General features: G+C 65.8%; 21 protein-coding genes. 4 read left to right on the top strand and 17 right to left on the bottom strand.

Annotated elements, in window-relative coordinates; genetic code table 11:
• Positions 1-25: 25 nt before the first annotated feature.
• From C9424_RS19430 to C9424_RS19395, 8 genes are all read right to left on the bottom strand, one after another.
• The gene (locus C9424_RS19430) at positions 26-1,048 is read right to left on the bottom strand and encodes a 3-hydroxyacyl-CoA dehydrogenase family protein (protein WP_272914162.1); all 1,023 of its coding nucleotides are present in this window, start codon (positions 1,046-1,048) and stop codon (positions 26-28) included.
• Between the two features lie 2 nt (positions 1,049-1,050).
• Positions 1,051-1,533, bottom strand: coding sequence for a ribose-5-phosphate isomerase (locus C9424_RS19425; protein ID WP_116768491.1), 483 nt, complete (start codon positions 1,531-1,533; stop codon positions 1,051-1,053).
• Positions 1,530-3,296, bottom strand: coding sequence for a dihydroxyacetone kinase family protein (locus tag C9424_RS19420; RefSeq protein WP_116768490.1), 1,767 nt, complete (start codon positions 3,294-3,296; stop codon positions 1,530-1,532). The genes C9424_RS19425 and C9424_RS19420 overlap by 4 nt, the downstream gene beginning before the upstream one ends.
• Positions 3,297-3,394: 98 nt before the next feature.
• Positions 3,395-4,399 carry a sugar phosphate isomerase/epimerase family protein gene (locus C9424_RS19415; RefSeq protein ID WP_116768489.1) on the bottom strand — a complete coding sequence of 335 codons (1,005 nt, stop codon included), beginning with the start codon at positions 4,397-4,399 and terminating at the stop codon, positions 3,395-3,397.
• Between the two features lie 146 nt (positions 4,400-4,545).
• Positions 4,546-5,256 (bottom strand): GntR family transcriptional regulator, encoded by a 711-nt coding sequence (locus tag C9424_RS19410; protein ID WP_116768488.1) that lies wholly within the window; start codon positions 5,254-5,256, stop codon positions 4,546-4,548.
• Between the two features lie 718 nt (positions 5,257-5,974).
• Positions 5,975-7,045: an alkene reductase gene (locus C9424_RS19405; RefSeq protein ID WP_116768487.1), complete on the bottom strand. Its 1,071-nt coding sequence runs from the start codon at positions 7,043-7,045 to the stop codon at positions 5,975-5,977.
• An 82-nt stretch (positions 7,046-7,127) separates the two neighbouring features.
• The gene (locus tag C9424_RS19400) at positions 7,128-8,183 is read right to left on the bottom strand and encodes a 2,3-butanediol dehydrogenase (protein ID WP_116768486.1); all 1,056 of its coding nucleotides are present in this window, start codon (positions 8,181-8,183) and stop codon (positions 7,128-7,130) included.
• A 143-nt stretch (positions 8,184-8,326) separates the two neighbouring features.
• Positions 8,327-10,117, bottom strand: coding sequence for an NAD(P)/FAD-dependent oxidoreductase (locus C9424_RS19395; RefSeq protein ID WP_116768485.1), 1,791 nt, complete (start codon positions 10,115-10,117; stop codon positions 8,327-8,329).
• 216 nt (positions 10,118-10,333) lie between these two features.
• On the opposite strand from C9424_RS19395, the gene C9424_RS19390 reads away from it, so the two are divergent.
• Complete coding sequence (locus C9424_RS19390; RefSeq protein ID WP_116768484.1) at positions 10,334-11,671, top strand: helix-turn-helix domain-containing protein; 1,338 nt, start codon at positions 10,334-10,336, stop codon at positions 11,669-11,671.
• A gap of 20 nt (positions 11,672-11,691) precedes the next feature.
• On the opposite strand, the gene C9424_RS19385 is transcribed toward C9424_RS19390, so the two are convergent.
• Positions 11,692-12,138, bottom strand: a complete 447-nt coding sequence (locus tag C9424_RS19385; RefSeq protein WP_116768483.1) for a PKD domain-containing protein — start codon at positions 12,136-12,138, stop codon at positions 11,692-11,694.
• Positions 12,139-12,606: 468 nt separating this feature from the next.
• Positions 12,607-13,194: a DUF6318 family protein gene (locus C9424_RS21990; RefSeq protein ID WP_237563572.1), complete on the bottom strand. Its 588-nt coding sequence runs from the start codon at positions 13,192-13,194 to the stop codon at positions 12,607-12,609.
• Between the two features lie 260 nt (positions 13,195-13,454).
• Between C9424_RS21990 and C9424_RS19380 the strand changes: the two genes are divergently transcribed.
• The 3 genes from C9424_RS19380 to C9424_RS21515 all read left to right on the top strand — a co-directional run bounded on the left by C9424_RS19380 (position 13,455) and on the right by C9424_RS21515 (position 14,992).
• A complete protein-coding gene (locus tag C9424_RS19380) occupies positions 13,455-13,889 on the top strand; it encodes a pyridoxamine 5'-phosphate oxidase family protein (protein ID WP_116768482.1) in 435 nt (144 codons plus the stop codon).
• Positions 13,890-14,024: 135 nt separating this feature from the next.
• Positions 14,025-14,459: a very short patch repair endonuclease gene (locus C9424_RS19375; RefSeq protein WP_116768481.1), complete on the top strand. Its 435-nt coding sequence runs from the start codon at positions 14,025-14,027 to the stop codon at positions 14,457-14,459.
• Between the two features lie 359 nt (positions 14,460-14,818).
• Entirely contained in the window at positions 14,819-14,992 is a 174-nt protein-coding gene (locus C9424_RS21515) for a hypothetical protein (protein ID WP_161958257.1), read from the top strand.
• Between the two features lie 13 nt (positions 14,993-15,005).
• Here the strand turns inward: C9424_RS21515 and C9424_RS19365 are convergent, their stop codons facing one another.
• From C9424_RS19365 to C9424_RS19335, 7 genes are all read right to left on the bottom strand, one after another.
• Positions 15,006-16,283: an McrC family protein gene (locus C9424_RS19365; protein WP_237563570.1), complete on the bottom strand. Its 1,278-nt coding sequence runs from the start codon at positions 16,281-16,283 to the stop codon at positions 15,006-15,008.
• Between the two features lie 115 nt (positions 16,284-16,398).
• A complete protein-coding gene (locus C9424_RS19360; RefSeq protein WP_116768479.1) occupies positions 16,399-18,630 on the bottom strand; it encodes an McrB family protein in 2,232 nt (743 codons plus the stop codon).
• 92 nt (positions 18,631-18,722) lie between these two features.
• Positions 18,723-19,031: a hypothetical protein gene (locus tag C9424_RS19355; RefSeq protein ID WP_442862056.1), complete on the bottom strand. Its 309-nt coding sequence runs from the start codon at positions 19,029-19,031 to the stop codon at positions 18,723-18,725.
• Positions 19,032-19,090: 59 nt separating this feature from the next.
• Positions 19,091-19,522: an acyl-CoA thioesterase gene (locus C9424_RS19350; RefSeq protein WP_116768478.1), complete on the bottom strand. Its 432-nt coding sequence runs from the start codon at positions 19,520-19,522 to the stop codon at positions 19,091-19,093.
• A gap of 89 nt (positions 19,523-19,611) precedes the next feature.
• Positions 19,612-21,702, bottom strand: coding sequence for an ABC transporter ATP-binding protein (locus C9424_RS19345; protein ID WP_116768477.1), 2,091 nt, complete (start codon positions 21,700-21,702; stop codon positions 19,612-19,614).
• Positions 21,699-23,432: an ABC transporter ATP-binding protein gene (locus C9424_RS19340; RefSeq protein ID WP_116768476.1), complete on the bottom strand. Its 1,734-nt coding sequence runs from the start codon at positions 23,430-23,432 to the stop codon at positions 21,699-21,701. Before C9424_RS19340 ends, C9424_RS19345 begins: the two co-directional genes overlap by 4 nt.
• 320 nt (positions 23,433-23,752) lie before the next feature.
• A complete protein-coding gene (locus tag C9424_RS19335; RefSeq protein WP_116768475.1) occupies positions 23,753-25,840 on the bottom strand; it encodes an MDR family MFS transporter in 2,088 nt (695 codons plus the stop codon).
• Positions 25,841-25,929 lie beyond the last annotated feature (89 nt).

Here is a 25,929-nt window from a genome sequence, read left to right as displayed (position 1 = left end):
GAAAAGTGCGAAAGAAGAAGTAGGTTCAGTTGATCGGGGCGGGACCAAGGTCCTCCAGGAGCTGCTGCATCGCCACGTACGCCTTGTTCCGGTACGCGATCAGCTCCGGTGTGCGCTCGGCCGGCACGTTGAGGAACCCGGCGCCGGACTTGGTGCCCAGCTTGCCTGCATCCACCAGATCGGTGAGGATCTGCGGCGTCGCAAAGCGTTCGGGGAAGTCGGTCTGAAGGGACTTGTAGCAGAAGTTATAGACGTCCAGTCCGGCCATGTCGGCGATGGCGAACGGTCCGAAGAACGGCAGCCGGAAGCCGAAAGTGGTGCGGACCAGGGTGTCGATGTCTTCCGCCGTCGCGATCTCCTGCTCCACCAACTGCGCTGCCTCGTGGAACAGCGCGTACTGGAGCCGGTTGAGCACGAACCCGGTGACGTCCTTGACGACGGCGGTCTGCTTCCCGGCGGCGTGCACGAGGTCGCGGACGGCGCCGACCGTGGCCGCCGAGGTGCCGGCGTGCGGGATGATTTCGACGCCGGGGATGAACGGTGACGGGTTCGAGAAGTGCACGCCCAGGAACCGTTCCGGGTGGCTGACGGGCTCGGACAGGTCCGCGATGGAGATCGTGGAGGTGTTGGATCCGATGATGGCGTCCGGGCGGGCGGCGGCGCTGATCCGGGCCAGGGTCTGGTGCTTGATCGCGATGACCTCGGGGACGGCTTCTTCGATGAAGTCGGCGTCGGCCACGGCTTCCTCAATGTCCTTGGCGGGCCACAGATTTTCCTTCAGGAGCTCCGTGGAGCCTTGCGGGAACAGCCCGGCGGCAACGAATTCGTCCGATTCCGTCAGCAACCGCTCGTAGTTCTTCTGCGCCACTTCGGCGGACACGTCAGCCAGCGCGACGCGCGCGCCGCCGAGGGCCAGCACCTGCGCGATCCCGCCGCCCATGTAGCCGGAGCCGACGACGGCAATCTTGCGGGCGGCGTTGATGGCGCCTGCGGTGTCCGGTGCTGTGCTCGTTTCAGGAGCCGGGGCGTTGGTTGTTGATTCAGTCATGGTCAGACTGCCTTCGTGTAGTCAGGCTCGTAAGAGCAGATGGCGTCCACCTTGGCGGCGGAGGAGGAGTTTTCGTCGAAGTGGTGGCCCAGCCATTCACTCACGAGCTTCTTGGCGAGTTCCAGGCCGATGACGCGCTGGCCGAGGGTGAGGACCTGGGCGTTGTTGCTCAGGACCGAGCGCTCCACGGAGTAGGCGTCGTGGGCGGTGACGGCCCGAATGCCGGGAACCTTGTTGGCCGCGATCGCCACGCCGAGGCCGGTGCCGCAGATCAACAGCGCCCGGTCGGCGTCGCCATCGGCGACTTTCCGGGCCGCGTCGACGGCCACGTGTGGGTAGGCCGTGGCGTCGTTGGCGCCGACTCCCACGTCCTGGACGGAAGCCACCCGGGGATCCGCTTCGAGCAGCGCCTTCAGCGCGATCTTGTATTCGACGCCGGCCTCATCGTTGCCGATGACGACGCGCCAGCCTGTTGCTGCGCTCATGCTTGTGCTCCTTGTTCCGCCGGCTCGGGGTTGGCGAGCCAGGTTCCAGTAGGGGAAATGTGTGCAGAGATCCGCGTCGCGATGAGGGCGAAGGACACCGCGCCGGGGTCCGGGTGGCCGAGGCTCTTTTCGGCGAGCGGGCGGGCCCGGCCTTTGAGCGGGCGCAGCTCGGCGGTCCGGCCAGCGGCATCCGTGGCGGCGGCAGCGGCCGCGACGAGCGAGCCGGCCACCGTTGCACCGCCGCCGAACGCGGTAAGGAAGGAATCCTGAAACGGCAGCAGGGCGTCCACCATGGTCTTGTCCCCGGGCTCGGCCTTGCCGAGAGCGGTGATGGCGTCGGTGAAGGCGGTGACCGCGGCCGCCGCGTCCTCGCCGCTGTAGCTGTCCTGGTTGCCCAGGGCCAGCCCGGCCGCGATGACCGCGGAGCCCCAGAGGGCGCCGGAGGTGCCGCCGGCGCGTTCGCTCCACGCCTCCCCCGCAGCGGTCAGGATCCGCGCAACTGACGCACCGCCGTCGTTCGCGGCCGCCTGCCGGGCCGCCGCGACGGCCGCATCGACGCCGCGGCGCATACCGATCCCGTGGTCGCCGTCGCCGGCGATGGCGTCCAGCCGGCCCAGTTCTTCTTCATGCTCGACGACGACGTCGCGCACCTGCCCGAGGAGCTCTGCGGCCAGCCGCCCGAGGGCTGCCGCCGCCGGGGTGGGGCGTTCGACGTCGGCCGCTTCCTCGGCTTCCGGCCCGGCGAGTTCGCGGCGGGCCCGGGGCTCCAGGTTGCCCTTGCGGAACGCCGGAGTGTCGGCCGGTGCGGCCCAGTACTGCTCGAGTTCCTCGTCCAGCCAGAGCAGGGTCAGGGAGAGTCCGGACATGTCCAGACTGGTGACGAGTTCGCCGCATTCGGGCTCCACCACGGTGAGCCCGGCGGCGGTGAGGAGTTTCTCGATCTTGCCGTAGAGCAGGAAGAGTTCGTCGTACTTGACGGTGCCGAGGCCGTTGACGATTGGGACCACGCGGGTGCCGGCGTCGTCCGGCTTGTCGGCCAGGAGCTTGCTGACGAGGAGGTCGGCCAGTTCAGAGGCGGTGGGCATGGGGTGATCGGAGATGCCGGGTTCGCCGTGGATGCCCAGGCCAAGGGACATGTGCCCGGCGGGGACGGTGAACAGCGGCGCGTCCGCGCCGGGCAGGGTGCAACCGTCGAAAGCGACGCCGAGGGAGCGGGTGCGGTAGTTGGTGCGGATGGCCAGACGCTCGACGTCGTCCAGCTTCAGTCCTGCTTCCGCGGCGGCGCCCGCGATCTTAAAGACTGTCAGGTCCCCGGCAATGCCGCGGCGTTTCTCGATCTGGTCCAGCGGGGCGCTGGCGATGTCGTCGGTGACCAGGACGGTGCGGGTCTCGATGCCTTCGGCGTTGAGGCGCAGCTGGGCCTGGCCGAAGTGCAGGACGTCACCGGCGTAGTTGCCGTAGCTCAGCAGCACGCCGCCACCGGCGTTGGCCGCCTTGGCTACCCGGTAGACCTGGCCGGCCGCAGGCGAGGCGAACATATTGCCGCAGGCCGAGGCCGTGGCCAGTCCCGGCCCGACCAGGCCTGCGAACGCCGGGTAGTGCCCGGAGCCGCCGCCGACCACTAGGGCAACCTGCCCGGCCGGGACCTCGGTGGAGCGGACGACGCCGCCGTCGACACGCGCTACGTAGCCGCGGTTGGCTGCCACGAAGCCGTCCAGTGCCTCATCCGCAAAGTCAGCGGGGTTGTCGAAGATCTGGGTCATGGTTTCCTCATTGAATCCGTGTTGGAGAAGTGGATCTGGGGTGAAACGGGGTGGTGCAGCCGCCCCCAATTGGCTAGACAGCTGCACCGGGCGCCGGGTCAGACGCTGGCGAGTTCCGCCGTCGCGGGCTGCTGCCGTCCCTGGGCCACCTGGCTCTGGCCGAGGGTGTAGCCGTCGGTCTTCGGCAGGACCTGGCGGCGGAGGTAGTCCTGGTTGCTGGCCGTGACGCTGAGGCCGTCGCCGCCGTAGTGCTCGGTGCAGAGGATGCCCTGGAAACCGACCGAAAGCGCCACCTTGAACGCCTCACGGTAGTTAATGAGGCCGCTTTCCATCGGGGCCGGCATCGCGACGTAGGTGTTCCGGGCGACGTCCTCGTCGCGGATGTAGTTCTTCATGTGCCAGTAGTTGGAGTACGGGAGGGTCTTGGCGACCATTTCGCGCCAGTCCTCGATCGGTCGGTGGAGCCGGATGAGGTTGCCAAGGTCCGGGTTGAGGCCGACGTTGGCCAGTCCAATGTCCTGGACCAGCTGAACGGAGGAATCCGCGGTGCCGAGGTAGGTGTCCTCGTACATTTCAAGCGAGAGCAGGACGCCGACGTCGGCCGCGTGCCTACCCAGTTTCCGCAGGCGGGTGACGGCGTTGTTCCAGGCTTCCTTGTCCCCCACCGGGTCCTTGTAGCCTTCGACGGTCCAGAACCAGAGCTGTTTCTGCTGCTCGGCGGTGATGGCCTGGTGCAGTCCGAAGGACACCACTTCGCAGCCGAGTTCGGCGGCGGCGTCGATGGTGCGGTGGCTGTAGGCGAGGTTGGCTTCCCAGTTACCGGCCTCGATCACGCTGCGGCGGATGGCTGAAATGACGGGGATGCCGATGCCCACGTTCTCCGCGGTCTGCTTGAACTCCGCAAGCCGGGCCGAGCTGAGGTCGCCGGGCCGGACCCAGCTGTCCGTCAGGTCCGCGTTGGCAAAGCCTGCGTCCTTGACTTCCTGCAGGACGTCGGCCCAGACGGACGCCGGGGCGTCGTTGACGGGGGTGCCTTGGGCGTCGGTGCCGGGGAACTGCAGCAGCGCCGCGGTGATGGGCCAGTTTTCGGCGGTGTAAGCCATGGGTCACTCCTATGTGGAATCCTGTTTCCTATAGGATTTACCATCGAAAGGGTGTTGTCAAGGTCACATCGGGGTCATTGGCAACAATCGAAGATCCTATAGGCATTCATCGTTCGCGTGAAGGGATCTCCGGAAATGCTGGGCGGTCAGTCTGCCGGCGCGTCCGCAATGGCCCGGCCGCGCACCTTGCGCACGTGCTCCGCCATGGCGGCTTCAGCCTTCTGCGGGTCCCCCGAGGCCAACGCATCCAGGACGGCCTGGTGTTCGGCGATCGCGTGGTCGGCGTCGGTGATGCCCACTCCCCCGAACAGGCGGAAGCGCTGGATCTGTCCGCCGAGGGCGGCATAGGCGGCCACCATGAACTGGTTGCCGGTCTGCTCCGCGATGAGCCGGTGGAACCGCTCGTCGGCTTCGAGGTAGCCGCGGAATTCGGCAAAGGACGGCCCGCGCGGCGCGTCCTTGAGGTCGACCACCGCCTGTTCCAGTTCCTTGAGGTGATTTGGCGTCAGCCGGGCGCAGGCCAAGCGGGCGTTGACGGGCTCGATCGCAAGCCGGGCCTCCATGAGCTCGGCGAAGTCTTCCTGGGTGAACACCGGAGCAACCCGGTAACCCTTGAGCGCGACCCGCCGCACCATGCCGGTGTGTTCCAGCCTGGCCAGCGCCTCACGGACGGGTGTGGGAGAAACGTCGAGCTCCCGGGCGGTCCCGTCGATGCTCACCGCGGCACCGGGTTCCAGCCGGCCATCCATCAGCGACGCCAGAAGTTCTTCATAGACGTGGTCCGCCAGGACCTGCCGGCTGACGGGGCGGCCCGCGGGACGCCCCTCAGGGACGCTGCCGGTGGAAGCTAGTTGCATGTTCAGATCCTATAGGACTGGGGTGGAAGCGTGCGTGGGGAGGCTCCCTCCGGGACATGCTCATTCGCACCGCTCGCGAGTGGACATGCCCCTCTCTGGGGCTGCATCAGCGGCAAGGGACCACGGGACATGCCCAGCCACGCGACCAGCCAAGGCACATGTCCTCTGGCGCGTTGTAACAGTGGACATGCCCGGTGCCCCAGGGACGCGGAGCGGGACATGTCCGGCCGCACGTGTCATCGCGGAGCATGTCCATCCGCAGGACCGCTCAACGAGGGACATGCTCATCGTTAAATGCCAGCAGCGGACAGAATGGCATTCTGTCCACTGCTCGTGGCCGAAGCTGAGCATGTCCACTGGTCATGATGTGCCGCGAGGAACATGCGCAGCCGCGAGGGACGCGGCGGGACATGTCCAGCCGGGGGTCCGTCGCAGTGCACAAAGTGCGCAGCGGGTGAGCTTCAAGGCGCGAGGTAAGCCCAAGGTGTACTGATGCGGTGGACATGTCCAGCCTTAGAACCGGTCAATGAGGGACATGCTCGTTGTTAAATGCCAGCAGTGGACAGAATGGCATTCTGTCCACTGCTCGTGGCCGAAGCTGAGCATGTCCAGCGGCCAAGATTTGCGGCGAGGGACATGTCCAGCCGCGGGCGTGGCGCGGGTGTGTACCACGCGACGCGAGCCCGCAGGCATGTCCAGCCGGTGGCCCCGTCGCTGCCTAGTTCTGGTAGGCCGGGTAGTCCGTGTAGCCCTCGGCGCCGGCGGCGTAGAAGGTGGAGGGGTCGGGCTCGTTGACGGGCAGGCCTTCGCGCCAGCGGCGGGCGAGGTCCGGGTTCGCGATGGCCGGGCGTCCGACGACGACGGCGTCCGCGTGACCGTCGGCCACGAGTGCCACTGCCTCGTCGCGGGTCGTGATGACGCCAAAGCCGGTGTTCACGAGGAATGTCCCGCCGAAGCGAGCGCGCAGGTCCTGGACGAGTGCGCTCGTGGGCTCCTTGTGGAGGACGCTGAGGTACGCGAGCTTCAGGGGAGCCAGTCCGTCGACCAGCCGGCCGTAGGTCTCCCGGACATCGGCAGCATCCAACTCGAGGGCGCCCTGGACGTTGTGTTCCGGCGAAATGCGGATGCCCACCCGGTCCGCGCCGAGGGCTGCAACAACGGCCTCGACCACTTCGAGGACAAAGCGGGCGCGGTTCTCGGGCGAACCGCCGTAAATGTCATCGCGCTGGTTAGCGGACGGAGCGAGGAATTCGTGGAGCAGGTAACCGTTGGCGGAGTGCAGCTCCACGCCATCGAACCCTGCCTCGACCGCCTTGCGCGACGCCGTGACGAATTCCTTGACGATGCCCGGCAGTTCCTCGGTGGTGAGGGCGCGCGGAACGGGGAACGGCTGCTTGCCCGCGTAGGTGCGGGTTTCGCCGTCGATCGCGATGGCGCTGGGCGCCACAACCTCATGACCGCCATTGGTGTCCTGGTGCGTGACCCGGCCGGCGTGCATGACCTGGGCGAAAATCCGGCCACCTTCGGCGTGGACGGCCGCAGTGACATTGGACCAGCCCTCGAGCTGCTCCGGGGTCACCAGGCCGGGCTGGCCCGGGAAGCCCTGGCCTGCGTGGCTCGGGTAGGTGCCCTCGCTGACGATCAGGCCGAGCGAGGCGCGCTGGCGGTAGTGTTCAACAACCAGCGGCCCCGGGATTCCTTCCCGGCCCGAGCGAAGACGGGTCAGCGGCGCCATCACGAGACGGTTGGGCAGTTCCAGCTCGCCGAGGGTCATCGGGGAAAACAGCATGCGCAATTCCTTTCACAGTGAAATGGGTTCACTGGCGGCAACTGCGAGGCGTCTGCAACTATTCCTGATGAGACTCGAATCACTACGGGTGGACGATGATTTTCACCGCGGTGTCGTTGTGGTTGATCAGCGTGTCGAACCCCTGGTCCACCAGATCATCCAAGGCGATTCTTCCGGTAATGAAGGGTTTGAGGTCGACTTTTCCGTCCTGGACGAGCTTGATGGCGGCCGCATGATCACCGCAGTAGGCGATGGTGCCGCGCAGATCGATTTCCTTCAGCACGACTTTCTGCATGTCCACCGTGGCCGGATGCCCCCAGATCGACACGTTGACGACGACGCCCGCGGGCTTGACGACGTCGAGCATCGTGTCCAGCACGGCATTCACGCCGGCACATTCAAACGCCGCGTTGGCCCCTGCGCCGCCGGTCAGTTCCAGCACGCGCGCCTTGACGTCAACTGAGCTCGGGTCGAGAACGTGATCGGCAACCCCGGACGAGGCCGCCTTGTCCTTGCGGGCGGTCGACAGCTCGGTGACGATCGTAGTGATGCCGATGCCTTTGAGGACCGCGGCGGTGAGCAGGCCGATGGGTCCGGCTCCTCCGACGACGGCGACGTCCCCGGCCTTGAGCCCGCTGCGGCCGACGGCGTGATACGCCACCGCGAGGGGTTCGATGAGAGCGGCCTCATCCAGGGGGATGTCTCCGACGGCGTGCACCCACCGGGCGTCGACGACCACCTTCTCGCTCAAGCCTCCGCCGCCGCCCGCCAATCCGATGAAGCCGAGTTTTGTACAGAGGTTGTAGTGTCCGCTGAGGCACGGGCCGCATTCATTGCAGACGAAGTACGGCTCCACGACGACGCTGTCTCCGACCGCCAGGCCACTGACCCCTTCCCCGAGTTCCTCGACCGTGCCGGAAAACTCGTGCCCCAGGGTGACCGGCGCGGCCTCGTGGGAAAGTACGTGGGGGTTGCCGGGAGGTGGGGTGAAGATGGGCCCTTCCAGGAATTCGTGGAGGTCTGTGCCGCAGATGCCGCACCAGGCGACCGCGATCTTCACCGCCCCCGGACGCAGCTCAGGCTCAGCGATGTCTTCGATCCGGAGATCCTTACGGGCGTGAAATCGTGCTGCTTTCATGGTGTATCGCCTTTGCATTCCAGGCCGTGGATGCGCCCGGCAAGGCGCATCCACGGAATGTCATTGGTTTCTCACAATGGAGCCTTAACCCCAGTCTGGTTGCCGTGCCTGTGATTGTCACGGGCCGTTCGAATCAGTTCAATTCAGCGCGCGTGGTGTGTGGGCTGAAGCTCGAAGACCGGCGTCGGCAGTCCTTCCATCCTTGCCTTGAGCTGCAGCGCCAGATAGTTGGAGTAGTGCCGGCTCTGGTGCAGATTGCCGCCGTGGATCCACAGGTTCTCCACGTTCGTGGGCTTCCACATGTTGCGTAGTTCGCCCTCCCACGGCCCCGGGTCTTTCGGCGTCTCAGAGCCGTAGCCCCAGCACTTGCCGACGGCGTCGGCCACCTCGGGCGAGACGAGATCGGCCAGCCAGCCGTTCATGGACCCATAGCCGGTGGCGTAAATGATGACGTCCGCCTCCAGTTCCGTGCCGTTGGCCATCACGACCGAATTCCCGGTGATCTTGCCGATCTCGCCGTTAGCGAGCTTGACCCGGCCGTCGATGATCAGCTGGGAGGCGCCGACGTCGATGTAGTAGCCGGAGCCGCGCCTGAGGTACTTCAGGAACAATCCGGAGCCGTCAACACCGAAGTCCAGGTCAAAGCCGGCAGCCTCCAGCTCGGAATAGAACTCGGCGTCGCGCTCGGCCATCTCCGCATACACCGGGATCTGCGCTTCGGGCAGGATCCGGTACGGCAACGAGGCAAACAGCAGATCGGCCTTCTCCGTGGTGACGCCGTTGGCGAGCGCCTGTTCGGAGTACAGGCCGCCGAGCGCCAGGTCCATGAGGGATTCGCTGCGGGCGATGTGCGTGGAGGACCGCTGGACCATAGTGACGTCCGCGCCGTGCTCCCAGAGGTCCGCGCAGATATCGTGCGCGGAATTGTTGGAACCGATAACCACGGCTTTCTTCCCGGTCCAGTCTCCGCCGCCCGGGTGCTTGGACGAGTGGTATTGCTCCCCTAGGAAGGACTCGGCGCCGTCGAACACGGGAACGCTGGGGTACCCCGAGACGCCCAGGGCGAAGACGAGCTGCTTGGGGCGCAGGGTGACCGGTTCGCCGTCGCGCACCACCTCCACCACCCACTCCTGGGACGCTTCATCGAAGCGAGCGTTGGTGCACTCGGTCTTGGACCAGTAGTTCAGCTCCATGATCCGGGTGTAGTTCTCGAGCCAGTCGCCGATCTTGTCCTTCGCCGCGAAAACCGGCCAGTCGTCGGGGAACTTGATGTAGGGCAGGTGGTCGTACCAGACAGGGTCGTGCAGGTGCAGGGACTTGTAGCGGTTGCGCCACGAGTCACCCGCGCGCTCATTCTTTTCGATGATGATGGTGGGCACGCCGAGCCTGCGCAGCCTCGCACCCAGCCCGATCCCTCCCTGGCCGCCGCCGATAATCACTGTGTAGGGCTGGTCTTCGTAGCCGAGCCGCGCTTCTTGCTCTTCCTTCAGTTCCAACCAGGACTTGCGGCCCTTCGTGATCTGATGGGCCACTCCCTTCTCCCGGTTCGGCCCCTTCTTTTCCTCAAAGCCCTTGAGCTCCTGCATGGTGGTGAGCAGGGTCCAGCATTTGCCGTTGCGGAGACGCAGATGGGCGTGGCCGCGGGCCTGGGCGGTCTCGAAATTGACCCAGGCCTCGGCGTTCGCAGCGTCCCCGGTGGCGTCCTCGGCGAGGGCCCAGTTGCTGGGTTGCACGTCGTCAAGGGTCGCCTCCAGCATGCGACGAATGTCCTCTTTACCCTCGAGGGTCTTGAGGTTCCAGGTGAAGGAGACGAAGTCGCGCCAGTACGAATCGTCGTCGAAAAGCTCCAGTGCGGCGTCCGTGTTGTGGCTGCGCAGCGCCTCTTCGAACTGCGCCAACCACGCCCCGACGACGCCGTTTGGTGTCTCAGGCATGATTCCTCTTTCTATTGCTGACAGTGGGTCGCTCCCGTTGCGTGACCCCTAGACCACGCAGTGACCCGCATCACAAGTAAAAGTCGCAGGGGGTTACAATCGGGTTACACGGAGCTCTCAAGCCGTTGTCCGCCGCTCACAGCAGCCGACGGCGGCGGGGAAGCGGCGGGGAACCGGCCGGGTGCGACGATTCGAGGGCGAGTTGGGAGAATGAGCATGCGGCAGGGCAATGGCTCCATAACGCACCCCTCAGACCTCAGGTTTTCGGCGCCGGCGGAGTACGCCCGGACGCTCCGGGCGGCGCACGAGGCCACCATTTCCGGCAATCCGGATCCGCACCTGCCGCCGTCGCTCATCAAGTCCTGGCAGCGGTCTCTGGCATTGGGCATCAATCCGGACCAGCACCGGCCGCCCCACCGGCATGAGGTCTCGGAGGCGCGCTCCCTAAGTGCCGGCCACCGGCTGGCCGCTGTCATGCCCGCGCTGTCGCAGTTGCTGGCCGATGAGACAGTGACCGGGCGCCACTTGCTGATCGTGACAGACCACGAGGGCGAAGTCCTGTGGCGCGTTGGCAGCAAACAGGCGTTGCGGCTCGCGGACTCCCTGGAGTTCGTCGAGGGCGCCGACTGGTCCGAGTCAGGGGTGGGGACCAATGCCATCAGCGAGGCGTTGGTGACAGGCGCCCCGGCGCAGCTCTTCTCGGCCGAGCACCTCGTGCGGACCCATCATGAGTGGGCGTGCACCGCATCCCCCATTCGCGATCCTTTGACGGGCGAAATCGTCGGCGTTCTGGACGTCTCCGGCCCGTTCGAATCGGTCACGCCGGACAGCCTGCGGCTGGTCCGGTGTGGGGTGCGGCTTGCGGAGGAACTGCTGAAATCGGTTCCGGCTCCCGGCGGCGGCGTCCGGCGTCCGGGGCAGCCGGCACTGCGTGACGAGCGGACACTGCGCGACGGCGGCGTTCGGGCACAGCTGCTGCTGCGGCTACTGGGCGACTCGCCGTCTGCGGCGCTCGACGGCGGCACCAGACGCCCGCTTACGTTGCGCCGTGCCGAGATCCTGGCCCTGTTGGCCTCGCGCGACCAGGGCTGGAGTGCCGACGAACTGGCGTACGAGATCCATGGCGACGCAGGCACCGGCGCGGCGATCCGGACCGAGATGCACCGGATCCGCAGCATCCTGGGCGATGTCGTGGAAGCGAACCCCTACCGATTCTCGCCAACCGTCACCGTCGTGACGGATGCCTCCGTCGTGGCCGGCCATCTGCGGGAGGGGCGTGTGGCCGAGGCCTTTGCGGCTTACCCGGCGCAACTGCTCACCCGTTCGACCAATTTGGCGGTCGGGTTTATGCGCGACGAGCTCAACCTGGCAGTGGGGGCCTCCATACGGTGCAGCGGCGATGCTGGGCTGATGCTGCAATGGTGCACAAGCGATATGGGATCCTCCGACACGGCAACGGCGGCAGCAGCGGCGGCATTGCTCGGACCGGGTGATCCCCGCTGCCAGCTGGTGAGCGCCCGGATGGACCGGGTAGACCGGGAGTTGCGAGCCTAGCCACGGGCTGTGGTGCCGCCTCAGGGAGGCGGCGCGACGCCGGGGCAGCCTTGGCCTTGGGGGTTCTGCAGGCACGTGTCCGCGTAATTCCTGGTGATCGACCGCCAGACGCTCATGGTCTGCGGGGGCGAGCTGAATTGTCCTTGGCCGGGAATCGGCAGCGCCGGTCCTCCATTTACGGAGTAGGTGCCTTGGAAATGCGTTGTCAGGACCACCGGGAAGTCGCCGGTCTGGGCGTAGACGTGGCTCGTCAGGGTCTTCTCGCCCCACCGGTCCTGCGGAAGCGGTCCGCCGGGCGCCGTTTGCGGACCCAGTGACGTGCCGTCGCCGTAGTTCCAGGTGTACTCGACGGGTTTCGCCACAATGGAGACCCTCTGGCCCAGCATGTCGACGCCAAAGGTTTGCTCGACGGCTTCCGCGTAGAAATTTGTCTCTGCGCCTCTCAGAGTGTGTGGACTCGGCTGCATGACGGCATTTCCTGGACTGACTGGCAGCTGCTGAAATCTAGTCTGGATCTGCGCCGCGATTCTGTCGAGTACATCGTCAGGATTCTCTGAATAGACGCACCGATCGGGACGAATCGTTGACCATATCGGGGGAATGAAAACTTTCAGCGATGAATACCACCTTACGGGGCGCCCGTCAGTCCCTTCGTCACACCGCACTGCACCTGCCAGGCAAGCAATGTCGAAGTTGTTCTTTGTGGCGTCAAGACAGAGGTATTCAAATCGATAGGTGTTCGGGTCTTCCGATAAAGCACCTGGCGCATCCACCCATACTCCAACGCCTGAGTCGTAGCGCCACACACCAAGTCCGGACTTGTTCCAGGAGACGTCCGAGTCGTTGGCCACCGCACACATCGGAGCCACCAGAAGACCTGCCGCTACTAGGAAAGTTGTCACAATCGACCGCAATGCAGCTCCGGCGGACATTGCTCAGCCCCCGAGCCGATCAACGTTCTGGACGGCCCAACGTCCCCCCTCATATCTCGCAACCATCAAGTCCCCCAACATGGCGGACTCGGAAACTACCTGCGCTTCAGTTCCGTCTGCATTCTTCAGCGATCCCGCCGCTTGTTGCGACTGGATGGCAACTTGGAAATCCCCATTCGGCGTTTTGACGAATCTTGACTGGACGGCATGGACGGTGACGGTAGCGCCGACTATCCATCTTCCCTCTGCATTCCATTTCTGGATCCCAGGAAAGACTTTTCCGCAGAGGGCACATGAAGGGCCGGAGATGGAGTTGATGCCGGATAAATCACCGGTCTCGTATGAATAATTCAAGAGCGAATACCAGTACCGGGCAAACGCCTCAAGCCCTTCCTTTGTTTCCGCTTTCGCTGCCTCGGGCAGTACTGGAACCGGGACGTTCTGGGCCCTACCCGAGGCGTCGGCGGGTTTGTAGGCGGCCGTGGGCGTCGGAGTGGCGCTCGGAGTGGTCGATGCGGCCGGGCTTTGGGACTCGGAAGGTGAGGATCCGGGAGGTGGCGCTCCACCTCCGGTACAAGCGGAGACCGACATCAGGGAGAGCGACACCACGGCGACCGTGCAGGCGCGCCAGGGACCGGAAAACGAACTGCGAAATGTCATGGTCAGCTACTCCCCCGATAGATATCAAGACGCGCGAAGCCAAGCAATTGCTTAAGGGTAACCGACGTCACATTTTGGTCAACAAAGTTATCCACAGGCGCGCGATTGACGCGGCTTTCGCCGCCCCGGACGGCGGGCCGTCAGTCCTTTAGCCCCTAGCAATCGTCGGCTCGTTTCAGAACAATGAACCCATGATGTTCGAACACGAAGACGGCAATCCCATCCTCAAGCTGGACGACGAGCAAAGCTGGAAACTGATCGAGGGCACAAAACACGGCAGGCTCGTGGTCACCGTGGCCGGAGACCCCGACATCTTCCCTGTGAACTACGCGGTCAGCGGCCGGAAATTGTTCCTCCGCACAGCCCCGGGAAACAAATTGGCCGAGCTCACCATTAATTCGAAGGTGCTTTTCGAAACGGACGGCATTTTGTCCGAGGAAGCGTGGTCTGTGGTCCTGCGAGGCACTGCGCGCGTTCTTGACCAATCGGCCGATATCGCCGAAGCCGAGGCCCTCGGACTGAAACCCTGGGTTCCAACATTGAAGGACTTCTACGTAGAAATTACGCCAGCGTCTGTCAGTGGCCGACACTTCCAGTTCGGCGAACACCCTGAACGGGAGATCTAAGGCCCGACGTCGTCTCCCGGCCGCCGTTCGGCGTCCGGCATCGCCGGGGTCTCGTTGCCCGTCGGTCACAGTCAGCGCGCTGACGCCCCAGGACCCGCCCTGGGACCTGCCCGGGCGGCCGCCTAGACTTGAATGATGGCGGACAAGCTGACCCCCGAGCGGCGCAGCTGGAACATGTCCCGCATTCGGGGCAAGAATACGAAGCCCGAAATGCTGGTCCGCAAGCTGCTGCATGCAAAGGGCTACCGGTACCGGCTGCACGGCAGCGCAGCCGGCGGCAAACTCCCGGGCAACCCGGACCTCGTCTTCGCCGGCCGGCATAAAGTCATCTTCGTCAACGGCTGCTTCTGGCACTTCCACGATTGCCGGGCGGGGCAGCACGCGCCCCAAGCCAATGCGGAATTCTGGGAAACAAAGCGCACGCGGACCCGGAACCGCGACGCCGAGCAACGGCTCCAGCTCGAACGCGATGGCTGGGAGGTTCTCACCGTCTGGGAATGCGAGCTAAAGGACCCATCGGCGCTGGAGGACCGCCTCGAGGCTTTCCTGCAGCGCACGCCGCCAGCATGAACCGGCATCGATGTCCGGCCTAAGCCGGCATCGGCCTCCACCTCGAATCAGCAAGAACCATGAGAAGTCCTGCGTGTCGCGCCGCCCAGCTTCCGGTTCAGGCAGGTGGTCTCCGCTACTATTCGAATTCGGGGACCTTAGGCACTATTCGGTCAGTACCACTACGTACTGCAAACACGGGAGAGCGCATGCCGCACTTGCTGATGTCCAACGACGAGCCCGACACGGCTGCTACGCCGGCAGATTCCAGTCCCTCAGATCACAGTCTCACAGTCCTGCAGTTCCGTCCCCTCAGCCATTCCACACACCGTGCCGTCCGGCCCCGCCGGTTCCGCGGAGCGGACCCGGATCTTGAACCCTTGCGTCGGCAGTCGACCTCAATCATTAATGAGGTTCTCGCGTCGACCAACCCGGATGATGCTGAAGCGCAGGACAAACTGCTGTGGCATGTCGCCAACAACCCGGGCCAGCCGGAAAAAGCGCTTCTGGACCACCTGCTGACCGTGGGCGTCCGGCAGGACGAATCCGCCTAACGCGCTGAGCAGTTTAGCTGGCTGACCTGTCGATACTGGCCTGCCGGAGCACTTCGCCCCAGGACTGCTGGGCCAGATCTGCCACCGAGGCAAGAATTTGCGACGGCGGCAAGGACAAATCCAGCGGGAACTCGACAATGTCGATGTCGGTGTTGAGGATCCGGCGCAGCTTGATTTCCCCGGCGCCCGGGTAAATGATCCATGCCGTCGGCACCCGCAGCGATGTGCAGTAGGCCAGCATCCGGTAGTGGTCGCCCGAGAGCGATGCGCCGGCGTCGGCTGCTGCTTTGTACTTGGCGTCGTAAACCATGACGGGCCGGCCGCCGAGGAAATGGACTGCCCCGGGCTGCACGACGATCCTGTCCGAGTCGCGGACGGCCTCGTTGAGGAGTGCGTTGTAGCGCAGCCGCATCTCGCCGGGGAAGGCAGCCATGGCTTCGCGCAGGGCCGTCCCGACAAAGTCCTCGAACACTTTCGCCATATCTACCACGAACGACGCCGACTGCTGTTTGCCGTCGCCGGCCTCCGCCGAGGCGTTCCGCAGGATCAGCTCGGCGAGCCGGAGAGCCGCGTGGTAGCGGGTGTTCATCCGGCTGGGCCGCCACTGCGGCAGCGGCGCGCCGGACTGAAGGCGCGTCACGGCGTCGAGCTTTCCCTTTAGCTGGCGCAGCCGGCTGAGGACTTCCGGCCGCACGCGCGGCACTTGAGACATCCGTTCCAGCGCGGCGCGCAAAATCCGGTTCTCCGCGATGTCCTCGGTGAATTCGTCGTACGAGACTTCCAGCGGGACCAGCATTCCCGGCCGGCGGGAAATCTGGTCCGAGATCCGGATCCGGCCCTTGACGGTCCGCAGGGATTCCTCCACCATCAGGTACCCCTGCAGCACGCCGCGGCTCAGCGCCCGGTCGGCGAGCTGCGCCAGGGACTCGGCCAGCGCGCTCCAGAGATCGGTGTGCTCCACGGCGGCGACGGATTCGTCGCGGAACCCTTGATCCCCCGCGTAGCCGAGCAGGAACAGGAGCCGGCTCAGACCGAGCCGTCCCTTCGGCCGCACCTCCAACTGGACGGTGGGGGTGCGCACCGAGCCCACCTTGCCGACGGGTTCAATCCGGTACAGGCCCATGCCCATCGGCGAGGCTTTTGCCAGGCCGCTGGCATTGACGTAGGCCGCGGTGTCCGGATCAAGCCGCTCCACGACGCCGGCGGAGAGCTCGTCGATGACAAGGTGCCGCCCGGCCACCGCGCCGCCGCGCCCGGGCACAGCCGGGCCAGACGCTGCCCGGGCCTGCATGCCCCGTCCGGGCCCGCCCGCTCCGAGTGCGCCCGGCGCGGACGTACCCCGGCCGGCCGTGTTCCGGTCCGCCACACTCCGGTCCAGCGCCACAGCGCCCCCGGACGGCGTCAGCCTAGACGTGCGCAAGGCGGCCGAGGAGTTGTTCCAGTCCAAACCGCTCCTCGAGCTGGGCGCGGTTGAGCTGTCCGTGATAGTGCTCTTCCAGCAGCGGCATGAGCTCGTACTTCCAGATCCGGCGGAGGCCCTTGGGCGTCTGCGCGGATTTCTTCATGAAGTAGGAGGGCCCGATCATCAGGTCCCGGTCCCATTCATCGATGGCGTCGTTCAAGGCGTCCAGCAACAAGGCCGGCGTCGTGTCCAGGTCGCGGGCCTGCAGGAATCGCAAGAGTGAGCCCTTCACAGGCTCCGTCTTCGGATGGAGCTCGATGAACGAGAAGCGCCGCCGGATGGCCGCGTCCATCATCGCGATGGAGCGGTCCGCGGTGTTCATGGTGCCGATGATGTAGAGGTTGTCCGGCAGCGTGAACGGCTCATTGGGGCTGTACTGGAGGTAGATCCGGTCATCCCGGTATTCGAGCAGGAAGTACAGCTCACCGAACACCTTGGCGAGGTTCGCCCGGTTCATCTCGTCGATGATCAGGAAGTACGGCTTGCTCTCGTTGCCGGGTTTGGCGGCCTCCTCCGCGAGCCGCCGCAGCGGACCGGCCACGAGCTTGAAGGACACTTGGCCCTCATCCGTCTTGTCCGGGCGGAAGCCCTCGAAGAAGTCCTCATAGGCGTACGAGGGGTGGAACTGCACCAGCTTGACCCGCTCGTCCGTGGTGTCGCCGGCGAGCTCGGCGGCGAGGTGCTTGGCGAGGTACGTCTTGCCGGTTCCCGGCGGGCCGTAAAGGACCAACTGCCGGTTCTCCTCGAGGAGTTCTGCGATTTCCTGCAGCGGCTCCAGGTCCATGTGCAGGGACGCGGCGAACTCCTCCGTCAGCGGGCGGAAACCTTCACTGACCGGTTCGACGGCGGCGGCCGGCTCGACGCCGTCGCCGGTCTCGGATTCGGCTTCGGCGGGCAGGAGCGCCTCAAGCGCCTGGATCACGCGGGTGATGTCCACGATGTTGCCGGACGTGGTCAGCTGCCGCTGCACGTGCCGGGGCAGGCCGGTGACGTCGTGTTCCTCATCGAACCAACGGACCTTGCGGCGGAGCTGGCGGTTGTCCTTGGCGTGCTCCGGCTCGCCGAGGACCACCCCGATCCGGACCTTGCCCGAGCTCTGGTAGAGCGCGAGATCGCCCGGCTTCATCACGGTCAGGAAGGCGAAGACGGCGGTCTTGGTGTCCTCCCGCTCCACGTAGCCGAGGTGCTTGTAGTCCTCGTCAACGGCGTTCTGGACCAGCCCGGCGGTCACGCCGGGGTCCAGCAGGCGGAGGTGTTCGACGTCGAGCGTCACTGCCTCCTCGTCCCGCCACTCCCCCAGCAGCTCAGCGTTGTCGTGGTGGGTGCGCAGCAGCCAGGCGCGACGACCCGGATCACCGACCTTCCGCCACTGGCTCACCAGCTGGCGGGAGTACCAGTCGATCCGCTGCCCGGCCTGCTGGTCCAGATGGAGGCGGATGCGGTGGATATCCGCGGAAATTTCCTCGTCGCTATCCCCCTTGGCGCCGCCCACGAGGGAGGCAAAGGCGTCGCGGATTTCCTGCCGTTCGACGTCGGCCACGACAGGTTCGAAGTAGCTGGGCCAGACCAGGAACTCGATGCTGCGGCGGATGGCCGGCTGGTCATCCGGGGTCCCGGCGACCAGCCGGTGGAAGGCCAGCGGGTCCTTGACCGCGGCCTGGACGACGCCGGCCGGCCGCTGGGCGACGTGCTGCACGAAGCGGCAGAGCCACTTCAGATGGTCCCAGATGGTCCAGTTGAATTCCGCGGTCCGGTCCCGGATCACACCGTGGTCCGTCATGCCGGCGTAGAGCTCGTCGGGGAGCTCAAGCGGGGGCTCCAGCCAGGACGCGGCCTCGGCGACACGGGCCCGCTTGACCTTGAGTGACTTGACCTCGTGGGCCAGCGGCAGGGACTGGAGGAACAGGAGCTCCACTGCGAGTTGCTTCGCCCCGCGCGTCGCGTCTTCGAGGTTCTGGCGCAGGTTGGTCATCATCGGCGCCTTGGGGTCTGGAACGCCTCGTTCGAGACGTTCCAGCAACTCCGCGGCCGCCGGGACAGACCATGTCTTGGTGCGGCCGTCCAGGGCGGACGCCTTGCCGAGCAACCCCGGGCCCAGCACGAACCACGCCGCGTCTTCAATCTCCTTGGAGATACCGAGGGCACGGTGCAGGGCAGGCTTTTTGGTTGGGGTCATACGTTCAATTTACAGGCTTAAACTGAACGCGCGCACTTAACGCTGCCCTCCGGCTACCTGCCAGTAGATCCCGGGCGGGTGGTTGGCCGTGGCTATTTCGTGGCGGGAAGGCGCTTCACGCCGAAGGTGAAATAGCACCCCGGACCGATGAAGTTCACTAGGGTGGCAGCCCTCCACATCGCTTTGCTGCCGCGGATTTCCGCTGCGGGCCGGCGCGAAATGTCGCGTTGGGCTGCAACGAGCAGCGTCAGTTGGATAACCGCGCCGGCGATTGTTCCGATCTTCGCCCTCGGGGAGAGCTCTTTCCACGTCTTCTTGCGGGGGTGCCTCATGTGCATCTTCTGGTGCATGTCCTTGCCCATGTTCTTGTGCATCTTCTTGCCCATGTTCACAGCGACCACTGCTCCTTATGCGTCGGGATTGTTCATTGTAGGAGCCATGCCAAGAACGGGGGTAGGGGCTATTGGACCGGGTGGGCGCGGGTATAGGGTGCCAGCCGTTCCTTCTGCTCCGGCGTCAGCCGCAGGACCCGTCCGGTTTCCTCGTCGACGAAGGCCAGATGGCTTGTGGCCCGGACGCAGTCCTCCCGGGTCACCGGATCCTGCACCAGGTAGTGGATATCGAAGCTGGCGCCCTTGACCGCGCCGACCCAGAGCTGGACGACGGCGGGCACGTTCCGGTACTCCAGGGTCCTGACGTACCGGATCTTGTGCTCCACCACGAGCGCCAGGGTCCCCTCCGGGATGTCGTTGAAGAGCGACACCAGGGGTTCGGTCCCGGGTAGCCCGGCTCCGCGCGGCGGCCCGAACCCGGCGATCCGTGCTTCCTCCAGGATCCGGACAATCTGGACGTTGTTGATGTGCCCGTACGCATCCATGTCGCTCCAGCGCATCGGCACCTCCACCTCCAGGTGGCGAGGTTCGGTGGCTCCCGCCTCCCCCGCTGCCGGGGCTCCCGCCTCCCCGGTGTGGCCCGCGGCGCTCAACTTCGCACCGCCGTCGGGTCCTCTGCCGTCTCCGCTGAGGCCGCGTCTGCATCCTCCCCGGCGAATTGGGACATGTACAGCCGGTAGTACGCGCCCTGCAGTGCCAGCAGTTGGGCGTGCCGGCCCTGCTCGACGATCCGGCCGGCCTCCATAACCAGGATGGTGTCCGCGTCCCGAATGGTGGAGAGCCGGTGGGCGATCACGAAGCTGGTGCGCTCGGTGCGGAGCGCGGCCATCGCCTTCTGCACCAGGACTTCGGTGCGGGTGTCCACGGAGCTCGTGGCCTCGTCCAGGATGAGCAGCGACGGGTTCGCCACGAAGGCCCGGGCGATGGTGATGAGCTGTTTTTCGCCGGCGCTGACGTTGTTGCCTTCTTCGTCAATGACCGTATTGTAGCCATCCGGCAGGGCGCGGACGAAGCGGTCCACGAAGGTGGCCTTGGCTGCTGCCATGATCTGGTCTTCGGTGGCGTCCAATTTGCCGTAACGGATGTTCTCGTAGATGGTCCCGCCGAACAGCCAGGCGTCCTGCAGCACCATGCCGACCTTGGCGCGCAGCTCCGACCGGCTCAGCCGGGTGATGTCCACCGCGTCCAGGGTAATGCTGCCGGCGTTCAGTTCGTAGAAGCGCATCACCAGGTTGACCAGGGTGGTCTTGCCCGCCCCGGTCGGGCCCACGATCGCCACGGTGTGTCCGGGCTCGGCGGTGAACGACAGGTCCTCGATCAGCGGCTTGTCCGGCGAGTAGCTGAAGGTAACGTGCTTGAACTCGACGTGGCCGTCGGTCTTGGCCGGGAGGTGCTCGGTGGCCGTCTCGGCGTCCTGTTCGTCGGCGTCGAGGAATTCAAAGACCCGCTCCGCGGAGGCGACACCGGACTGCAGCATGTTGGCCATACCGGCCATCTGCCCCAGCGGCTGGGTGAACTCGCGCGAGTACTGGATGAACGCCGTGGCGTCGCCGAGGCTCATGCTGCCCGAGGCCACGCGCAGTCCGCCCACGACCGCGATCCCCACGTAGCTGAGGTAGGAGACGAACTGCATGACCGGCATGATCATGCCGGAGACGAACTGGGCGCCGAAGCTGGCCCGGTAGAGTTCCTCGTTCCGTTCGTCGAAACGGGCCAGCATGTCGGCGTCGCGGCCGAACACGCGGACGAGGTCGTGGCCCGAGAAAGATTCCTCGATCTGGCCGTTGAGCTCGCCGGTATTCTTCCATTGGGCGGCGAAGAGCTTCTGGCTGCGTGCGCCGATGATGCCGGCGGCCACCCCGGAGAGCGGCAGTGCGATGAGCGCGATGAGGGCCAGCTGCCAGGACACGATGAACATCATGATCACAATGCCGAGCACCGTCAGGGCCGAGTTCACGAGCTGCGCAAAGGCCTGCTGGAGCGCCTGCTGGATGTTGTCGACGTCGTTCGTGACGCGGGAGAGGACGTCGCCGCGCTGGCGGGTATCGAAGTAGTTCAGCGGCAGCTCGTTGAGTTTCTTCTCAGTGTCGTCACGAAGCTTGCGAACCACGCGCATGACCAGCACGTTCAGGACATAGCCCTGAAGCCACAGGAAGATGTTGGCGACGAAGTACATCACCAGCACCACGCTGATGAGGAACGCGAGCTTCTGGAAGTCGATGCCCGCGCCGGGCACCACATCCATTTTGGTGAGCATGTCGGCAAAGTTGTCCTGGCCCTGGGAGCGCAGTCCTTCGATGAACTGTTCCTTGGTGGCGCCGGCCGGGAGCTGCTTGCCGACCACGCCCGCGAAGATCACGTCCATCGCCTGGCCGAGAATCCGCGGGGCGATGACGTTGAGGACGACGGCGACTGTCACCATCGCGAGAACCGCGGTGATGCCGGCACGCTCGGGCTTCAGCAACCCCATGAGCCGTTTGGCCGAGGGCCAGAAGTGCTGGGCCTTCTTGGCCGGCACGGCGCCGAACATGCCGCCGTCGGCTTCGCCGGGAGTGAACTCCTCTTCGAGGAAATCATCGTCCAGTACGTCCGTTGCCGGCATCCCGGCTGCTGTCGCGTCCGGTGCTGTCCCGTCCGGGGCCTGGGCCGAGCCGGTGGAGACTTTCTCGTTGGTGCTCATGCCACTGCCTCCGCGCTCAGCTGGGATTCGACGATTTCCTGGTAGGTGCTGGAGCTTTGCAACAGTTCCTCATGTGTTCCGCGGTCCACGATCCTGCCGTTATCCAGGACGAGGATCTGGTCCGCATCGGCGATGGTGGACACGCGCTGGCCGACGATGATCACCGTGGCGTCGGCCGTCTTGGCCTTGAGCGCGCGGCGGAGCCTGGCGTCGGTGGCGACGTCAAGGGCCGAGAACGAGTCGTCGAACAGGAAGACCTTGGGCTCGGTGACGAGGGCACGGGCGATGCAGAGCCTCTGCCGCTGCCCGCCGGAGACGTTGGTACCGCCCTGGGAGATCCGGGACGCAAGGCCGCCCTTCTTTTCGCGCACAAAATCCGCGGCCTGGGCGACCGTCAGGGCTTCCCACAGGTCCTTGTCCGTGGCCTCGGGCTTGCCGAAGCGCAGGTTGTGCTCGATGGTTCCGGAGAACAGGTAGGGCCGTTGCGGCACCATGGCCACGCGCTGGGTGATCTCGGCACGGTCCAGTTCGGTGACGGGCACGCCGTCGAGCAGGACCTCGCCGGATTCGGCGTCGTAGAGCCTCGGCAGCAGGGCCAGCAGGCTCGTCTTTCCGGCGCCGGTGGAGCCGATGATGGCCACGGTCTGACCGGGCTCGGCCGTGAAGCTGATGTTGCTCAGCACGGGCGCTTCGGCGCCGGGGTAGGCGAAGGTCACGTTCCGGAATTCAACCCGGCCGGCCTTTGCCGCCGGCGCCACCGCGGTGAGGGGGTCGTGGATGGAGGGTTCGACGTCGAGCACTTCACCGATGCGGTCGGCACAGACCGAGGCACGGGGAATCATCATGGCCATGAACGTGCCCATCATGACGGCCATGAGGATCTGCAGGAGGTACTGCAGGAAGGCCGTCAGCGAGCCCACCTGCATCTCGCCGGCGTCGACGCGCTGGCCGCCGAACCACAGCACGGCTGCGGTGGAGATGTGCAGGATCATGCCGATGGCGGGGAACATGAGCACGAAAAGGGAGCCGATCTTCAGCGAGACGTCGGTGAGGTCCTTGTTGGCGGCGCCAAAGCGCTCGGCCTCGTGGGGTTCGCGCACGAACGCCCGGACCACGCGGATGCCGATGATCTGCTCGCGCAGGACCCCGTTGAGCCGGTCGATCTTCGCCTGCATGGAACGGAAGAGGGGCATGAGGCGAACCACGAGGTAGCCCACCACAACCACCAGCAGGGGCACCGAAACCCAGACGAGCCAGGACAGGTTGAGGTCCTCGCGCACGGCCATGAAGATGCCGCCGATGCACATAATGGGCGTGGCCACCATGAAGTTCAGCGTCATGAGCATGAGCATCTGGACCTGCTGGACATCGTTGGTGCCTCGCGTGATCAGCGTGGGGGCACCGAAAAGGTTGACGTCGCGGGCCGAGAAGCTGCTGACCTTCCGGAAGACCCCGCGGCGCAGGTCCCGGCCGAACGCCATGGCCGCCTTCGAGCCGAAGTACACGCCGGCGATCGCGGTGGCCACCTGGATCAGGGCGACGCCGAGCATGACGCCGCCGGTGCGCCAGATGTAGTCCGTGTCGCCGCGGGACACGCCCTCGTCGATGATCTGGGCGTTGAGGCTGGGCAAGTACAGAGCCGCGATGGTGGACGCCAGCTGGAAGATGACCACAGCCGCGATGTATGGCAGATACGGCTTGGAATAGCGCCGCACGAGGGTGACGAGCATGCCCACGAGTCCTTAGGAGTACCGAATGAGGGGGAGTCTGACGAATCAGGAGACCGAACAAGACCGAAAAATGAAGTGCGTTGAAGAGCTGATTGGAGACTATCTTTTGGGTCCGACAGCCACAGCCATCCAACTCTACGAAATCCCCCGCCCGGGTGGAACACGGGACACCAAATATCATCCAAACGGTGTACTTAGTGGCTGGCGCCCGTTCCGCGGCTTGAAGACGGCCCCCGGCGGATACGCCGAAAGCCCCGCGGCTGCCCAAGGAGCGGCCGCGGGGCTTTGAGGGTCCGGAGCGGCGGACGCGGAACCGGGTGCTACTCGGTCCGGTGCCGCCCGTGCGTGGCGATGTAGTCGGCCGCCGCGCGCTGCATCTTGCGCTGCTTGGCCAACTGCCGGCGCAGGACCGTGAGCTCCTCGGCAACACGGGCCTGTTCCGCGGCAATCGCACGCTGTTCGGCGGCTTGGTCGTACACGGCGCGCAGCGCGTCGGCCAGCTGGAGCTGCTGTTCGGCCAGCAGCCGCTGGGTCTGCAGCAGTACGGGCACGACGTCGGCTGCCTCGGGCCGGTCATCGGCCACGAGGGTCCGGGACCGTTGGCGGGCGCCTTCCCTCTCGGCCGCGCGCTCTGCGGCTGACTCCCCCTGGCGGGGCTCCCCCTGGCGGAAAGCCGGGTCGGAAGTCAGTCCTGCCTCCTGGCGGGCGGCGTCCGGGAAGCGGGATTCGGCCCGCTCGCGGCTGAGCACCTCGATGAATTCCCGGTCCAGGTCCACGATGCCGGTTCCGGTGGCGGACGAGGCGCCCTGGACGGCGTCGTTTCCGGTATTTCCAAGTGCGGTCGCAGAAGCACCTCCGGCGGCGACAGCAGCAGCGGCCGCGGCGTCGCCTGCCTGCTCGGCCGACTCGGGCCGGATATCGACAGTCCGGCGCAGGGGGCGTTCCTTGATGAACAGGATGGCCAACAGGGCAATCACGCCGATGATTGCCGAGATCATGAAGACCTCCGCGATCGCGTCACCGTAGGCGGCCCGCATGATGTCGCGGATGGGTGCGGGCATGTCCTTGAGGTCCATGCTGGCTCCCGAGGATCCCGCCGGAACCTGGATGCCGGCGGAGGCGAGCCCCTCCGTGACGAGTTCCTTGACCCGGTTGCCCAGGACGGCTCCGAGGACCGAGACGCCGATGGCGCCGCCGACGGACCGGAAGAAGGCAACAGAGGCGCTGGCCGTGCCGATGTCCTTGGCCTGGACGGTGTTCTGCACGGCGAGCACGAGGTTCTGCATCAGCAGGCCGAGACCGATGCCGAGGATGGCGGTGTAGATGCCGGTCAGCCACAAGTCGGTGGTGTGGTCCATGGTGCCGGCCAGGCCGAGGCCGCCGATCAGCAGGATGGAGCCGGCGATCAGGTACCGCTTCCATTTGCCGGTGCGGCTGATGAGCATGCCCGAGGCGACGGAACCGATCAGGTTGCCCGCGATCATGGGCAGCGTGAGCAGGCCGGCTTCCGTGGGGGTGGCACCGCGTGCCACCTGGAAGTACTGGCCCAGGAAGGTCGAGGAGCCGAACATGCCGACGCCGACGGCCATCGAGGCGAGGATCGCGAGGGCGGTGGTCCGCTCCGAGATGATCTTGAGCGGGATGATCGGCTGGGCCACGCGGGATTCCACCAGCACCAGCAGGCCAAGGAGCACGACGCCGCCGCCCACCATGGCGACCGACTGCCATGACCACCAGTCGTAGTAGTCGGGGTTGCCGGCGAAGGAGACCCAGATGAGCAGCAGGCTGACGCCTGAGGTCAGCAGGACGGAGCCGAGCCAGTCAATCTTGGCCGGGCGCTTGACGTGCTGAATTTTCAGGGTGATCTGCAGCAGGATGAGGGCGACGACGGCGAGCGGGACGCAGACGAAGAAGGTCCAGCGCCACCCGAGCGGGCTGTCGACGATGAAGCCGCCGAGCAGCGGGCCGCCGGCTGTGCCTACGGCCATGACGCCGCCCATGTAGCCGGAGTACTTTCCGCGGTCACGCGGGGGGATCATCGAGCCGATGATGGCCTGGGCCAGGGCGGTAAGGCCGCCCATGGCGATGCCCTGGATGACGCGGGCGGTCAGCAGCAGCGGGATGGTCTGGGACAAACCGGCCATGACGGAGCCGGCCACGAAGATCACGATGCTTAGCTGAACGAGGACTTTTTTGTTGAAAAGGTCGGCGAGCTTGCCCCAGATCGGGGTGGTTGCGGCGTTGGCCAGGAGCGCCGCGGTGATCACCCAGGCGAAGTCCGTCTGGGTGCCCTTGAGCTCGGACATGATGGTGGGAAGCGCGTTGGCAACGATCGTGCTGCTCAGAATGGCGGTGAAGAACGCCGCGAGCAACCCGGTGAGTGCTTCCATGATCTGGCGGTGGGTCATCGCCGCAGGTTCTGCGGCGGGCTGGGATGCGCGGGGCGCCCCCGGCTGAATGCCCGATGGGGCCGGGGACGGCCCTGTGGCGGCAGCGT

Source organism: Arthrobacter sp. H-02-3 (assembly GCF_003097355.1).
In the GTDB taxonomy this organism is placed as follows: domain Bacteria; phylum Actinomycetota; class Actinomycetes; order Actinomycetales; family Micrococcaceae; genus Arthrobacter; species Arthrobacter humicola.
The sequence above is the reverse complement of the archived record's forward strand: the minus strand, read 5'-3'. Positions and strand labels throughout refer to the sequence as shown.

Bases quoted from the DNA above. Each gene is read 5' to 3' on its own strand.
- C9424_RS19415 (WP_116768489.1), bottom strand. From the start codon at position 4,399: ATGGCTTACACCGCCGAAAACTGGCCCATCACCGCGGCGCTGCTGCAG.
- C9424_RS19385 (WP_116768483.1), bottom strand. From the start codon at position 12,138: ATGCAGCCGAGTCCACACACTCTGAGAGGCGCAGAGACAAATTTCTAC.
- C9424_RS19380 (WP_116768482.1), top strand. From the start codon at position 13,455: ATGATGTTCGAACACGAAGACGGCAATCCCATCCTCAAGCTGGACGAC.
- C9424_RS19430 (WP_272914162.1), bottom strand. From the start codon at position 1,048: ATGACTGAATCAACAACCAACGCCCCGGCTCCTGAAACGAGCACAGCA.
- C9424_RS19365 (WP_237563570.1), bottom strand. From the start codon at position 16,283: ATGCAGGCCCGGGCAGCGTCTGGCCCGGCTGTGCCCGGGCGCGGCGGC.
- C9424_RS19410 (WP_116768488.1), bottom strand. From the start codon at position 5,256: ATGCAACTAGCTTCCACCGGCAGCGTCCCTGAGGGGCGTCCCGCGGGC.
- C9424_RS19390 (WP_116768484.1), top strand. From the start codon at position 10,334: ATGCGGCAGGGCAATGGCTCCATAACGCACCCCTCAGACCTCAGGTTT.
- C9424_RS19335 (WP_116768475.1), bottom strand. From the start codon at position 25,840: ATGACCCACCGCCAGATCATGGAAGCACTCACCGGGTTGCTCGCGGCG.
- C9424_RS19360 (WP_116768479.1), bottom strand. From the start codon at position 18,630: ATGACCCCAACCAAAAAGCCTGCCCTGCACCGTGCCCTCGGTATCTCC.
- C9424_RS19395 (WP_116768485.1), bottom strand. From the start codon at position 10,117: ATGCCTGAGACACCAAACGGCGTCGTCGGGGCGTGGTTGGCGCAGTTC.
- C9424_RS19345 (WP_116768477.1), bottom strand. From the start codon at position 21,702: ATGAGCACCAACGAGAAAGTCTCCACCGGCTCGGCCCAGGCCCCGGAC.
- C9424_RS19400 (WP_116768486.1), bottom strand. From the start codon at position 8,183: ATGAAAGCAGCACGATTTCACGCCCGTAAGGATCTCCGGATCGAAGAC.
- C9424_RS19425 (WP_116768491.1), bottom strand. From the start codon at position 1,533: ATGAGCGCAGCAACAGGCTGGCGCGTCGTCATCGGCAACGATGAGGCC.
- C9424_RS19350 (WP_116768478.1), bottom strand. From the start codon at position 19,522: ATGCGCTGGAGCGACATGGATGCGTACGGGCACATCAACAACGTCCAG.
- C9424_RS19405 (WP_116768487.1), bottom strand. From the start codon at position 7,045: ATGCTGTTTTCCCCGATGACCCTCGGCGAGCTGGAACTGCCCAACCGT.
- C9424_RS19375 (WP_116768481.1), top strand. From the start codon at position 14,025: ATGGCGGACAAGCTGACCCCCGAGCGGCGCAGCTGGAACATGTCCCGC.
- C9424_RS19420 (WP_116768490.1), bottom strand. From the start codon at position 3,296: ATGACCCAGATCTTCGACAACCCCGCTGACTTTGCGGATGAGGCACTG.
- C9424_RS19340 (WP_116768476.1), bottom strand. From the start codon at position 23,432: ATGCTCGTCACCCTCGTGCGGCGCTATTCCAAGCCGTATCTGCCATAC.
- C9424_RS21990 (WP_237563572.1), bottom strand. From the start codon at position 13,194: ATGTCGGTCTCCGCTTGTACCGGAGGTGGAGCGCCACCTCCCGGATCC.